Below are 12530 nucleotides of genomic sequence, written 5' to 3'. Positions count from 1 at the left end.
GCCCTCGCGCCCCCACCACCCCCCACACCCAAGCCACCAGCGTGTCGTCCCCGACGAACGCCGCCGCCGACGCCACGCCACCCCCCACCGGCCCGTACCGGATCCGCACCGGCTGCACCGGCACCCCCGCGTCCAGCGCCGCCTGGAACACCGCCCGCCGGAACACCCCCCGCTCCCGCCCGCACCAGGTACTGCCCTCCGGGAAGGCGACCACCGCCGCCCCCTCCCGCAGGGCCCGCGCGACGGCCGCGACCGCACCGGGCAGCGCCCGCAGCCGGTCCCGTTCGAGGAACAGCGTCCCCCCGCGCGCGGCGAGCGCGCCCGCCACGGGCCACCGCCGTATCTCCGCCTTGGCGAGCATCCGCGCCGGGCGCAGCGCGGCGAGCAGCGGCACGTCGAGCCAGGAGACATGGTGGGCGACGACCAGCACACCCCCGTCCGGCAGCGGCCCACCGGTGACGCGGACCCGGACCCCGGCCGCCCGTACGACGGCCCGGCACCAGCCCCGTACGACCACCGCCGGCACCCACCGCCCCAGCGGAAGCAGGACGACAGCGGCCGTGACCACGGCCACCACCGCCACGAGCCGCAGCACGGCCCGCGGCAGCGGGACGGTCGCACCCGGCGCCGCCCGCCGTACGCAGGCACCGGGGGTGCAGGGGGCGACGGGCAGCCAGCCGCCGGACATCAGGCGGCCGGTGCGGCGGCGGGGAGGAGGGAGAGGAAGTGCCGCAGATAGCGCGGGTCGACCCGGCGCATGGACAGCAGCACGTACAGATCGGCGACCCCGAAGTCGGGATCGTGCGCGGGCTCCCCGCACACCCAGGCCCCGAGCCGCAGATACCCACGCAACAACGCGGGCAGCTCCCGCCGCCCCACGGCCTCCGCCGTCCCGGCCTCGCCGGCCGCCGACCCCGCCCTCGGCACCCACGGCAGCAGCGGTCGCACCCGGTACTCCTCCGGTGCCAGGTTCCTGGCCCGGACCCGGTCCCATGTCGCCGACGCGAGGGTGCCGCCGTCGGCGAGGGGGATCGAGCAGCAGCCGGCCAGCCACTCGTGGCCGCGGTCGGTCATGTAGCGGGCGATGCCCGCCCAGATGAGGCCGATGACCGCGCCGTCGCGATGGTCGGGATGGACGCAGGAGCGGCCCACCTCGACCAGCCCGGGGCGGATCGCGTCGAGCGGGGCGAGGTCGAACTCGCCCTCGCCGTACAGCCGTCCGGCGACCGCCGCGCGCTCCGGCGGGAGCAGCCGGTAGGTGCCGACGACCTCGCCGGTGGTGGTCTCGCGGACGAGGAGGTGGTCGCAGTAGGCGTCGAAGGGGTCGATGTCGTGGCCGGGCTGCGGGGTGCTGAGCAGGGCGCCCGTCTCGCCGGCGAAGACGTCGTACCGCAGCCGCTGGGCGGCGCGGACGTCGGCCTCGTCCCGGGCGAGGGTGACGAGGTAGCGGAGGGGAGCGGCGGAGTGCGGGGAGCGGGGAAGCGTGGTGACGCCGGTCATGGCTGTCTCCTGGTCGCGGGCCGGGTCGGCGGGGACGTGGGCGGGGCCGCGTGGCCGCGGTCCGCCGCTCCTGTTGTCCCGACGCCGGTTGGCGTCCACGTGACCTGAGCCGGGAGCGCGGGTGTGGGCTTGTTGAACGCCACGCGCCCGGAGGCCAAGGGCCCCGGAGATACGAGGCGGGGCCGGGGAGCACCACTCCCGGCCCCGCCCGTCCGCCACTGGGCGAACGTCCTGTCGGTGCGGCCCCGCCGCTACCGCTTGGCGGCCTTGCGGGTCGCCCGCAGCCACTCCTTGTTCATGCTGGTGATCGACATCAGCGGAATGCCCTTAGGGCACGCGGTCGCGCACTCGCCGGCCAGGGTGCAGCCGCCGAAGCCCTCGTCGTCCATCTGCGCCACCATGTCCAGCACCCGGGTCTCCCGCTCGGGGGCGCCCTGCGGCAGCACGTTCAGGTGATTGATCTTCGCGGAGGTGAACAGCATGGCGGCGCCGTTCGGGCAGGCGGCCACGCACGCGCCGCAGCCGATGCACTCGGCGTGCTCGAAGGCGAAGTCCGCGTCGGCCTTGGGCACCGGCGTGGCATGGGCCTCGGGGGCGGCTCCGGTGGGCGCGGTGACGTAGCCGCCGGCCTGGATGATCCGGTCGAACGCGGACCGGTCGACGACGAGGTCCTTCACGACCGGGAACGCGGCGGCCCGCCACGGCTCGATGTCGATGGTGTCGCCGTCCCGGAACGCCCGCATGTGGAGCTGGCAGGTGGTGGTCCGCTCGGGGCCGTGCGCGTCGCCGTTGATGACGAGCGAGCAGGCGCCGCAGATGCCCTCGCGGCAGTCGTGGTCGAAGGCGACGGGGTCCTCGCCCTTGAGGATGAGTTCCTCGTTGAGGGTGTCGAGCATCTCCAGGAAGGACATGTCGGAGGAGATGCCGTCCACCTCGTACGTGGACATGGCGCCGTCGGCGTCGGCGTTCTTCTGCCGCCAGACGCGCAGGGTGAGCCTCATGCGTAGCTCCGCTGGGTGGGGTGGACGTACTCGAAGACGAGGTCTTCCTTGTGCAGGGCGGGGGCCTCGCCGGTGCCGGTGAACTCCCAGGCGGCGGCGTACCCGAACTCCTCGTCCCGGCGGGCGGCTTCGCCGTCGGGGGTCTGGGACTCCTCGCGGAAGTGGCCGCCGCAGGACTCGGCGCGGTGCAGCGCGTCGAGGCACATCAGCTCGGCGAGCTCCAGATAGTCGACGACGCGGTTGGCCTTCTCGAGGGACTGGTTGAACTCCTCGCCGGTGCCGGGGACCTTGATGCGCCGCCAGAACTCCTCGCGGATGGCGGGGATGCGGTCGAGCGCCTTGCGCAGGCCCTCGTCGGTGCGGGCCATGCCGCAGAACTCCCACATGAGTTCGCCGAGTTCGCGGTGGAAGGAGTCGGGGGTGCGGTCGCCGTCGACGGCGAGGAGCAGATGGAGGCGGTCCTCGGTCTCGGCGAGCACCTCCTGCACCACCGGGTGGTCGGCGGTGACCGGCTCGGCGTGCGGGTTGCGGGCGAGGTAGTCGTTGATGGTGGCGGGGAGCACGAAGTAGCCGTCGGCCAGGCCCTGCATCAGCGCGGAGGCGCCGAGCCGGTTGGCGCCGTGGTCGGAGAAGTTGGCCTCGCCGACCGCGAACAGCCCCGGGATCGTGGTCTGGAGGTCGTAGTCGACCCACAGTCCGCCCATCGTGTAGTGCACCGCGGGGTAGATCCGCATGGGCACCTTGTACGGGTCCTCGTCGGTGATCCGCTGGTACATGTCGAAGAGGTTGCCGTACTTGGCCTCGACCACTCCCCGGCCCATGCGCCGGATGGCGTCGGCGAAGTCCAGGTAGACGCCCTGGCCGCCGGGGCCCACTCCCCTGCCCTCGTCGCACACGTTCTTCGCGGCGCGGGAGGCGATGTCACGGGGGACGAGGTTGCCGAAGGAGGGGTAGATCCGCTCCAGGTAGTAGTCGCGCTCGTCCTCGGGGATCTCGTTCGGCGGACGGGTGTCGCCCTTGGCCTTCGGCACCCAGATGCGGCCGTCGTTGCGCAGCGACTCGCTCATCAGGGTCAGCTTGGACTGGTGGTCGCCGGTGCGCGGGATGCAGGTGGGGTGGATCTGGGTGAAGCAGGGGTTGGCGAAGTACGCGCCCCGCCGGTGCGCCCGCCAGATCGCGGTCGCGTTGGAGTTCATCGCGTTGGTGGAGAGGTAGAAGACATTGCCGTAGCCGCCTGAGGCCAGGACGACGGCGTCCGCGAAGTAGGTGGAGATCGCGCCGGTGATCAGGTCGCGGGCGACGATCCCGCGGGCCTTGCCGTCGATCACGATCAGGTCGAGCATCTCGGTGCGCGGGTGCATCTCGATGTTCCCGGCCGCGATCTGCCTGCTGAGTGCCTGGTAGGCGCCGAGGAGGAGCTGCTGGCCCGTCTGGCCGCGGGCGTAGAACGTACGGGAGACCTGGACGCCGCCGAAGGAGCGGGTGTCGAGCAGACCGCCGTACTCGCGGGCGAACGGCACGCCCTGCGCCACGCACTGGTCGATGATCTCGACGGAGATCTGCGCGAGGCGGTGCACATTGGACTCGCGGGAGCGGAAGTCGCCGCCCTTGACGGTGTCGTAGAACAGCCGGTGGATGGAGTCGCCGTCGTTGCGGTAGTTCTTGGCGGCGTTGATGCCTCCCTGCGCGGCGATGGAGTGGGCGCGGCGCGGGGAGTCCTGGTAGCAGAACTGGACGACGTGGTAGCCCTGTTCGGCGAGCGTGGCCCCGGCGGAGCCGCCGGCCAGTCCGGTGCCGACGACGATGACGGTCTTGCCGCGCCGGTTGGCGGGGTTGACCAGCTTGGCCTCGAAGCGGCGGGTGTCCCAGCGCTCGTTGATCGGGCCCTCGGGCGCCTTGGTGTCGGCGACGGGCTCGCCGGTGGTGTAGTCGAGGTAGCCGGTGCGGCCGGCGGAGGGGGTGGAGGAGGTCGGGGAGGTCATGTCTAGCTCACCACTCCGGTCATGACGCCCACGGGGACGGCGATGAAGCCTGCCGTGAGCAGCAGCGCGAGGACGTTGGCGACGGTCTTGAGGGCGCGGTCGCGGGTGCGGCTGCCGGCGCCCAGGGTCTGTGCGGCGCTCCAGAAGCCGTGCTGGATGTGCAGGCCGAGCGCGAACATCGCGACGATGTAGAGGACGTTGCCGTACCAGGTGGAGAAGGTGTCCACCACGTTCTGGTACGGGTGCCCCTCCTGGAAGCCGCCGGAGTGCACGGTGCCGGTGGTCAGGTCCAGGATGTGCCAGACGATGAACAGGCCGAGGATGATCCCGCCCCACCGCATGGTGCGGGTGGCGTAGCTAGAACGGGCCTTCTTGTGCACGTACTTGCTGGGCCGGGCCTTCAGGTCGCGTCGGCTGAGCTGGTACGCGGAGACGGCGTGCGCGACGACGGCGACGACGAGGACGACGCGGATGAGCCACAGCGTCCACTCGTAGTGCATGAACGGCTCGCCGACGGTGCGCAGCCAGTGGGCGTAGTGGTTGAACTCGGCCGCCCCGAAGTAGATCTTCAGGTTGCCGATCATGTGGACGACCAGGTACAGCAGCATGATCAGCCCGCTGACGGCCATGACCGTCTTCTTGCCGACGGAGCTGTCCCACACCGTGCGCGTCATGGACGGTCGTCGGTCCGTCCGCGTTGCCAGAGCCATGAACATGACGCTAGGGCCGAAGGGCCCCATCGGTCCAAGACATGGAACGGCTCGATTCGATAGGCGGTGCCTATCCCGGTCGTATGCTGGCGGGGTGCAGTTCCAGCAGCTCCAGTACTTCGTGGCCGTCGCCGAGGCCCGGCACTTCACCCGGGCCGCCGATCTCGTGCATGTGGCCCAGCCCTCGTTGTCGCAGCAGATCAAGGCGCTGGAGCGGGAGCTGGGCGCCGACCTGTTCCTGCGGGCGCGGGGCAACATCACGCTCACCGACGCGGGCGAGGCGCTGCTGCCGCTGGCCCGGCGCATCCTCGCCGACGCGGAGACCGCGCGGCACGAGGTGCAGGAGCTGGTGCAGCTGCGGGCCGGGCGGGTGCGGCTCGGGGCGACGCCGAGTGTGTGCACGGGGCTGCTGCCGGACGTACTGCGTGCCTTCCACGACCGCTATCCGGGGATCCGGCTGCTGATCGAGGAGGGGGGCTCGCACGATCTCGTACGGGAGCTGGCGCGTGGGGCGCTGGATCTGGCGCTGGTGGTGCTGCCGTTGCCGTCGCCGTCCCCGGCGCTGACGACGGTGGAGCTGCTGCGGGAGGACCTGGTGGTCGTCTCCTCGCCGGGTGCGCCCCGGCCGGGCGGGGGGCGGGGGCGGGCGGTGCGGGTGGCGGAGCTGGCGGGTGAGCGGCTGGTGATGTTCCGGCACGGGTACGACTTGCGGGAGTTGACGGTGGCGGCGTGCCGGGCGGAGGGCTTCGAGCCGGACTTCGCGGTGGAGGGGGGCGAGATGGACGCGGTGCTGGGGTTTGTGCGGGCGGGGCTGGGGGTGGCTGTGGTGCCGCGGATGGTCGCCACGCGTTCGGGGCGCGGCCTGCGGGTGACGCCGCTGGCCGCGCCCGGTCTGTACCGGACGATCGCGCTGGCGCACCGGAGCGATGTGGCTCCGCCACGGGCCGCTCGGGAGTTGCAGCGGATGCTGCTGGAGAGGTGAGGTTGGGTACGGGAGGGTGGGTGCGGTGGGGTTTTTCGCCCCCGCCGCCCCTACCCTTCCCGTCCCTTCAAGGGGCTCCGCCCCTTGGACCCCGGGGGGGGGTGGGTTGTCGGGTGCGGGTGGGTGGGGGCTGGTCGCGCAGTTCCCCGCGCCCCTGTCGGGGCACGGTGAGTGCTCGCGCCCGCCGCGGCGGAGCCGCGCAGACAACACAGCCCCGCGCCCCTTGACGCGACGCGCCCCACCACTCCCTACTCCGCCTGCGCCACCGCCACCGTCGGGGGTGTGCGGGCCGCTCGTAGGGCCGGGAGCATGCCTGCCGTTGCCGTGACGGCTATCAGTGCGGCGAGGACCGCTGCCAGTTGGCCCAGGGGGAGGGTGAACGGGGCCGACGTCTGGACGGTGCGGACCACCAGCCAGGAGTACGGGAGGCCGAGGGCCAGGCCGAGGACACCGCCGAGGACGCCGTACAGCGCGCACTCCGCCGTGACCATGCGGTGCACGGAGGCGCCGTTGAGTCCCAGCGCGCGCAGCAGGCCGAACTCCCGGGTCCGTTCGACGACGGTGAGGCTCGCCGTGGTGGCTACTCCGGCGACCGCCACGAGGACGGTCAGGCCGAGGACCAGGATGACCGTCGAGGCCATCGCCTCCAGGTCCTCCGATCCGCTGTCCTGTGCGGAGGCGCTCTCCGCGAGGACGCGGCCGTCGCCGCGCTGGGGGCCGGTCAGCGTGGCGGTGATGGCCCGCTGCGCCCGCGCCCGTCCCTCGGGGCTGTCCTGCGCGGCGTTGGCGAGGACCTTGGTGGGGGCCTTGGCCACGCCCAGGCGGGTCAGGTCGCCGGCCGGGACGAAGAAGTTGCCGCCGTAGGGGCCCTCGCCCGGCAGGGTCGCCGCCACGGTGAAGTGGACGGGCTTGCCGTCGAAGGCGAGGGTCACGCGGTCGCCCGTCGTCACCCCGAGCGCGTGGGCGTGGTCGGCGTCGACGACGACGTGGCCGGGGGCCAGGTGGTCCAGGGAGCCGGTGCGTGCGGTCAGGCTCACGCCGGACCGTACGGTGGCGAGGTCGAGGTCGGAGAGGGTGGCGGTGCGGCTGCCCTCGACGGCCTCGGCCGTACGGAAGCCGGTCACGTCGGCCAATTCGCGGTGGGCCGCCAGGTCGGCGGCGAGCGCGCCGTCGAGCGGCTTGTCGTCCCGGAAGGTCAGGGAGAAGTCGGCGGGTGCCGCCACCGCCTGCCGGTAGCGGTCGTAGGCCTCCAGGGAGGACAGGCAGGTCAGGGTCGAGCCGATCAGGCAGGCGCCGAGCGCCACGACCACGGAGACGGAGGCCGCCCGGCCGGGGGCGCCGCCGACCCCGGCGACCGCGAGCCGGCCGGCCGCCCCGAGGCGGCGCAGCGGTACGGCGACGGCCGCCAGGAGGGGCCGGACGAGACGGGGACCGAGGACGACCAGGGCGAGGAAGGCGAGAGCACCGGAGACGACCACGAGGGCCAGCCCGCCGGAGCGGTCGTACTCGCCGTCGCCCGGCTGGGGCAGGTCGCCGTAGCTCTGCCGGGCGAGCAGCGCGGCGCCCGCCGCGCACACCAGGCCGAGGGCCGCCCGGCCGAGGCCGCCCGTACCGCCGTCGCCGGAGGCCGCGCTGCGCAGCGCCTGGAGCGGGGAGACCCGCGAGGCGGACAGGGAGGGCGCCAGGACCGCGAGGACCGCGAGGAGGCCGGTGCCGAGGACGGTGAGGACGGCTTCGGTGAGGGGGAAGTGGGCGGGCGCGGACAGGTCGCGTCCGAACGCTCCGGCGACCGCGGGGGCGAGCCGTCCGCAGCCCCAGGCGGCCAGCGCGCCGACCGCGCCGGCCAGCAGGCCGACGACCGCGCCTTCGACGACGAGCGCCGCGGCCAGCCGGCGCGGGGTCGCCCCGATGGTGCGCAGCAACGCCAACTGCCGTACCCGGCGGGCGAAGACGATGCGGAAGGTGGAGGTGGCGACGAGGACGGCCGCGCCGACGGCGACGGCGAGGAAGACGGTGACCAGGTCAAGGAGGTCGCTCGCCTCCGTCACGGCCTCGTGGGCCTCCTCGTCCCGTACGTCGTCGCCGGAGCGCACCTCGGTTCCGGGCACCGCCCGGCGGATCCGCTCGGTGAGGTCCGCCGGGGCGGTGCCGGTGTCGGTGCGGACGTCGACGCTGGCGTAGCCGGTCGCGCCGAGCAGTCGGGCGAGTTCGGGGCCGGGGGCGTATCCCGTGGGGTGCTCGTCGTTGGTCGCGGTGCTGCGGACGATGCCGGTGACCTGGACCTTCACCTGCTGGGTGCGGTCGCTGTCCTTCGGGTCGGGGCGCAGCAGGGTGAGGGTGGAGCCCGGCGCGAGCCGGTATTCGCGGGCCGCCTGGGTGTTGACGGCGAGGCGGTGCGGACCCGAGGGGTACGTGCCCTTGGTGAGCCGCACCTCCGCCAGGTCACCGCTGCCGGGGTCCGCGGACAGATTGAGGTAGCGCTCGACGGCGCTGCCGCCCAGCGGGGAGCCGTCGTCGATCCGGCCGACCGCCTCGGCGACTCCGGGGACCTTCCGGAGCGCGGCGAGGCCGGCGTCGTCGAGGTCCTTCTCGCCGTCGGAGGTGACCACGAGCGACACGGCGTCGGGCGTGCCGTGGAACCGTGCGATCACGGTGGCGCTGAGGATCTGCTGGGCCATGACGGCGCCGAAGACGACGAAGGCCGCGATCAGCAGCGACGCCGCGGTCGCCATGGAGCGGCCGGGCCGCCGGAGGAGTTCGGCCACCTGGGAGCCGAGGACGCCCGCGCGCCACGGCCTGTCCGGCATGCGCGGGCCGGGGGGAGCGCTCGGCGTGGCCGGTCCGTCGGGGGTGTGCGGTGTGCTCATCGGTGCCTCGCCGTGACGTCGCGGAGGAGAACGGTGTTCCGGTCGGATGCGGCGGGGCGCTCGTCCTTGACGATGCGGCCGTCCGCGAGGGTCAGTACCCGGTCCGCGTACTCGGCGGCCCGCGGGTCGTGGGTGACCATCACGACCGTCTGGCCGAGGTCGTCGACGGACTGGCGCAGGATGGTGAGGACCTCGGCGCCCGACTGGGAGTCGAGGTTGCCGGTGGGTTCGTCGGCGAAGACCACGGCCGGCCGGGCCACCAGCGCCCGGGCGACGGCCACCCGCTGCTGCTGGCCGCCGGAGAGTTCGGAGGGGCGGTGCCCGATGCGGTGGGCGATGCCGAGGACGCCGCAGAGGTGGTCGACGAGTGCGCGGTCCGGCCGGCCGCCCCCCATGGTGACGGGCAGCACGATGTTCTCGTACGCGGTCAGCTGGGGCAGCAGGTTGAACGACTGGAAGACGAACCCGATCCGCTCCCGGCGCACCCGGGTCAGCGCCCGGTCGGACAGCCCGGTGAGCTCCGTGCCGTCCAGGACGATCCGCCCGGAGGTGACGGTGTCGAGCCCGGCGACGCAGTGCATCAGCGTCGACTTGCCCGACCCGGAGGGGCCGACGACGGCGGTGAACCGGGCGCGTTCGATGCCGACGGACACCCCGTCCAGGGCCCGCACGTGGAGGGTGCCCTGACGGTAGGTCTTGACCAGGGAGGTGGCGGTGATGACGTCGTCCGGCGCGTGGTCGGGCGCGGTGGTGTGCACACTCATGGCGGCGGTTCTCGCGTTCCGGTGGTCAGGCGCCGAGCGGGGGCATGGTGATGGTGACTCCGGCGTCCGAGCAGTGGCCCCGCGCCTGGCTCTGCATGTCCTTCACGTCCTGCTTGGTCGGCACCTCGGCGGACCGGCCGGCCTTCTGCTTGGCGGTCTCCACCGCCCAGCCCTCGTAGACGGAGACGTTGGCGCCGAGGTAGCCGTCCTTCATCTCCTTGCGGCGCTTGTCGCCGGTCCTCTTCGCCCACTGTTCCGCGTCCGGCACGGGTCCGGTGGAGATCTGCTGGGCGCCGTTGATGATGTTCTGCGCCAGCTCGCAGTCGGCGGCCGAGGCCTGACTGGGCTTCTTGTACTCGTGGTACCAGTAGGCCGCACCGCCGGCCACGGAGAGGGCGAGGACCGCCGCCGCCGCGCTCATGATCACGCGCGTCCGCTTGCGGGCGGGGGCGGCGGCGGTGTGGGGGGCGTCGATGAGGGTGGGCGCGTTGTGCATCGGAATCTCCATGGCTTCTCGTGTCCTGTCCGCCGCGTTCGGCGACAGTGAGAAGTCTGGTTTCCGGCGCCCTCCCGGACATCGGTCAGGAATTCGAGATCGGCGGGGGCCTTTCTGGCCCGTGGAGCGGGGTGGGTTCTGCACCCCCAGGGGCAGAACGGGGCGGGGCTTCTGCACCCCCAGGGGGAGACCCCGGTGGGAGACCCCGGTGGGGCACCTCTGTCGGAGCCCCCTCGGGCCGTACCGGTCCTCGGGCGGTACCGGTCCTCACGCCGTACCGGTCCTCACGCGGACGGGCGGACCAGCCCCGACTCGTAGGCGAACGCCACCGCCTGGGCGCGGTCGCGCAGATGCAGCTTGGCCATGAGGTTCCCCAGGTGCGTCTTGACGGTGGCCTCCGCGACATACAGCTCCGCGGCGACCTCGGCGTTGGACAGTCCCCGGGCGACCTGGGAGAGCACGTCCCGCTCGCGCGCGGTGAGGACCTCCAGCCGCTCGGACTGTCCGCCCGCCGGGGCCAGCCGGTCGGCGACCTGGTCGAGGAGGAGCCGGGTGATGCGCGGTGCCACCACGGACTCCCCCGCGGCCACGACGCGGATGGCCGCGACGACGTCGGCGGCGGGCGCGTTCTTCAGCAGGAAGCCGCCGGCCCCGGCCCGCAGCGCGGCGAAGGCGTCCTCGTCGTTGTCGAAGGTGGTCAGGACGAGGACGCCGGGCGGGTCCTCACGCCGCATCAGTTCCTCGGTGGCCTGGATGCCGTCCATGACGGGCATGCGGATGTCCATGATGACGACGTCCGCCCGCACCCGGCTCAGCAGGTCGAGGGCGTCCGCGCCGTTCTCCGCCTCGCCGACGACCTCGATGTCGTCCGCGGCGGCCAGCACCATGGCGAACCCGGCGCGGATCAGCGGCTGGTCGTCCACCACGGCCACCCGGATCGGGCGGTCCGGCCCGGCCGGCCTCTCTGCCTGCGTCATTGCTTCGTCCTCGTAGGAATCCGGGCACGTACGTGCCATCCACTGCCCAGTCGCGGGCCGGCCTCGAAGGTGCCGCCGGTGAGCTCCACCCGTTCCCGCATGCCCATCAGCCCGTTGCCGCCGGAATGCGGATCGACGACCCGGCCGGCGAGCGTGCCGGCCCCGTCGTCGATCACGCTGATCACCAGTGTGCCCTCCTCCTCGCGGAGGCGGATGTCGACCTCGGCCCCCGCCCCGGCGTGCCGGAGGACGTTCGTCAGGCACTCCTGGACGATGCGGAAGGCGGTCATCTCCTCGGCCGGCGACAGCCGCCCCGCGTCGACCTCGACCGACACGTCCACGTTCAGTCCGGCGACCCGCGCCCGTTCCGCGACGACCTTGATCTCGTCGAGCGTGACCAGACGCCGCTCCGCGCCGCCGGCGGACGGGTGCTGCTCGCCCTCGCGCAGCACCCGGACGATCCGGTGCATGTCGTCGATGGCGTCGCGGCCGGTGGCGGCGATCGTCTTCAGCGCGGACTCGGCCATGTCGGGCGACTTGCGCAGCACCGCCCCGGCGCCGTCGGCCTGGAGGATCATCACGGCGAGGCTGTGTGCGACCACGTCGTGCAGTTCGCGGGCGATCCCGGCGCGCTCCTCGGCCGCGGCCAGCCGCATGCGCTGCTCCTGCTCGCGCTCGGCGTGCCAGGCGCGGGCCGCCTGGCTCTCGGCGTACAGGCGCCGGGTGCGCAGGGAGAAGGCGGTCAGCCAGACCGTCAGCGTCAGCCCCCAGAAGTACAGCAGGTCCTCGGGGACCAGGAACGACTCGATTCCGGTGCCCGGCAGTCCCACCGTCCCGGCGCCGGTGACCAGCAGCACCGCGCCGCCCGCGACGTACGGCATCCGGGGGTCACGGGAGTGGTGGACGACCGACATCATGGCGAACAGCACGGCGGCGTCGTACGCGGCGGGCGCCGTCGCCAGCGGGGTGTCCGGCGCGTCGTCCAGGACGAACTGGGCCATGGCCAGCGCGAGAACGGCCGCCAGCACCGTGCCGGGGAACCGCCTGCGGACGAACATGGAGCACGCCATGAGGAAGCCCAGCGGCAGGTCGAAGTCCTGGCCGTACGGTTCCGCCGCGGCGAGGACCACCAGCGCGAGCCCGACATCGCAGACCAGGCCCACGAGGCGCCGGTACCGGCCGGCCAGATGTATCCAGCCGGACGGCGCCGGAGCCGGCTCCGGCGCCGGCACCGTCCCTTGTTCGGTCATC

The 12530-nt window shown here is 73.2% G+C and carries 10 protein-coding genes and 1 pseudogene (1 of these 11 cut by a window edge); 1 reads left to right on the top strand and 10 read right to left on the bottom strand.

From position 1 onward, the window contains the following. From IO29_RS34445 to IO29_RS34425, 5 genes and pseudogenes are all read right to left on the bottom strand, one after another. Window positions 1–688 (bottom strand): annotated as a pseudogene (locus IO29_RS34445) (lysophospholipid acyltransferase family protein) (it extends 109 nt beyond the left edge of the window). Continuing rightward, a complete protein-coding gene (locus IO29_RS34440; protein WP_030378487.1) occupies window positions 688–1500 on the bottom strand; it encodes a GNAT family N-acetyltransferase in 813 nt (270 codons plus the stop codon). The pseudogene IO29_RS34445 and the gene IO29_RS34440 overlap by 1 nt, the downstream one beginning before the upstream one ends. 251 nt (window positions 1501–1751) lie before the next feature. After that, window positions 1752–2501, bottom strand: a complete 750-nt coding sequence (locus tag IO29_RS34435; protein ID WP_030378486.1) for a succinate dehydrogenase/fumarate reductase iron-sulfur subunit — start codon at window positions 2499–2501, stop codon at window positions 1752–1754. Further along, complete coding sequence (locus IO29_RS34430; RefSeq protein WP_051707447.1) at window positions 2498–4483, bottom strand: fumarate reductase/succinate dehydrogenase flavoprotein subunit; 1986 nt, start codon at window positions 4481–4483, stop codon at window positions 2498–2500. The genes IO29_RS34435 and IO29_RS34430 overlap by 4 nt, the downstream gene beginning before the upstream one ends. Before the next feature lie 2 nt (window positions 4484–4485). Then, a complete protein-coding gene (locus tag IO29_RS34425) occupies window positions 4486–5157 on the bottom strand; it encodes a succinate dehydrogenase (protein WP_030378484.1) in 672 nt (223 codons plus the stop codon). 130 nt (window positions 5158–5287) lie between these two features. Here IO29_RS34425 and IO29_RS34420 point away from each other — a divergent pair, with 130 nt between their 5' ends. Next, window positions 5288–6175: a LysR family transcriptional regulator gene (locus IO29_RS34420; RefSeq protein ID WP_030378483.1), complete on the top strand. Its 888-nt coding sequence runs from the start codon at window positions 5288–5290 to the stop codon at window positions 6173–6175. A gap of 248 nt (window positions 6176–6423) precedes the next feature. Here IO29_RS34420 and IO29_RS34415 read toward each other — a convergent pair whose 3' ends face one another. The 5 genes from IO29_RS34415 to IO29_RS34395 all read right to left on the bottom strand — a co-directional run bounded on the left by IO29_RS34415 (window position 6424) and on the right by IO29_RS34395 (window position 12529). Continuing rightward, window positions 6424–9042 carry an ABC transporter permease gene (locus IO29_RS34415; protein WP_030378482.1) on the bottom strand — a complete coding sequence of 873 codons (2619 nt, stop codon included), beginning with the start codon at window positions 9040–9042 and terminating at the stop codon, window positions 6424–6426. After that, the gene (locus IO29_RS34410) at window positions 9039–9806 is read right to left on the bottom strand and encodes an ABC transporter ATP-binding protein (RefSeq protein WP_030994120.1); all 768 of its coding nucleotides are present in this window, start codon (window positions 9804–9806) and stop codon (window positions 9039–9041) included. Before IO29_RS34410 ends, IO29_RS34415 begins: the two co-directional genes overlap by 4 nt. A gap of 25 nt (window positions 9807–9831) precedes the next feature. Further along, entirely contained in the window at window positions 9832–10314 is a 483-nt protein-coding gene (locus tag IO29_RS34405) for a hypothetical protein (protein WP_078618134.1), read from the bottom strand. A gap of 272 nt (window positions 10315–10586) precedes the next feature. Next, window positions 10587–11279, bottom strand: a complete 693-nt coding sequence (locus tag IO29_RS34400; protein WP_051707446.1) for a response regulator transcription factor — start codon at window positions 11277–11279, stop codon at window positions 10587–10589. Continuing rightward, a complete protein-coding gene (locus tag IO29_RS34395; protein WP_030378478.1) occupies window positions 11276–12529 on the bottom strand; it encodes a sensor histidine kinase in 1254 nt (417 codons plus the stop codon). The genes IO29_RS34400 and IO29_RS34395 overlap by 4 nt, the downstream gene beginning before the upstream one ends. Window position 12530 lies beyond the last annotated feature (1 nt).

The organism is Streptomyces sp. NRRL F-6676, from assembly GCF_000725625.1.
GTDB lineage: Bacteria > Actinomycetota > Actinomycetes > Streptomycetales > Streptomycetaceae > Streptomyces.
Note: the sequence above shows the minus strand (reverse complement) of the source record. Positions and strands in the feature narration are given on the sequence as shown.

Excerpts from the sequence above, each read along its gene's own strand:
- IO29_RS34440 (WP_030378487.1), bottom strand. The coding sequence starts at position 1,500 with ATGACCGGCGTCACCACGCTTCCCCGCTCCCCGCACTCCGCCGCTCCC.
- IO29_RS34435 (WP_030378486.1), bottom strand. The coding sequence starts at position 2,501 with ATGAGGCTCACCCTGCGCGTCTGGCGGCAGAAGAACGCCGACGCCGAC.
- IO29_RS34430 (WP_051707447.1), bottom strand. The coding sequence starts at position 4,483 with ATGACCTCCCCGACCTCCTCCACCCCCTCCGCCGGCCGCACCGGCTAC.
- IO29_RS34425 (WP_030378484.1), bottom strand. The coding sequence starts at position 5,157 with ATGACGCGCACGGTGTGGGACAGCTCCGTCGGCAAGAAGACGGTCATG.
- IO29_RS34415 (WP_030378482.1), bottom strand. The coding sequence starts at position 9,042 with ATGAGCACACCGCACACCCCCGACGGACCGGCCACGCCGAGCGCTCCC.
- IO29_RS34410 (WP_030994120.1), bottom strand. The coding sequence starts at position 9,806 with ATGAGTGTGCACACCACCGCGCCCGACCACGCGCCGGACGACGTCATC.
- IO29_RS34405 (WP_078618134.1), bottom strand. The coding sequence starts at position 10,314 with ATGGAGATTCCGATGCACAACGCGCCCACCCTCATCGACGCCCCCCAC.
- IO29_RS34400 (WP_051707446.1), bottom strand. The coding sequence starts at position 11,279 with ATGACGCAGGCAGAGAGGCCGGCCGGGCCGGACCGCCCGATCCGGGTG.
- IO29_RS34395 (WP_030378478.1), bottom strand. The coding sequence starts at position 12,529 with ATGACCGAACAAGGGACGGTGCCGGCGCCGGAGCCGGCTCCGGCGCCG.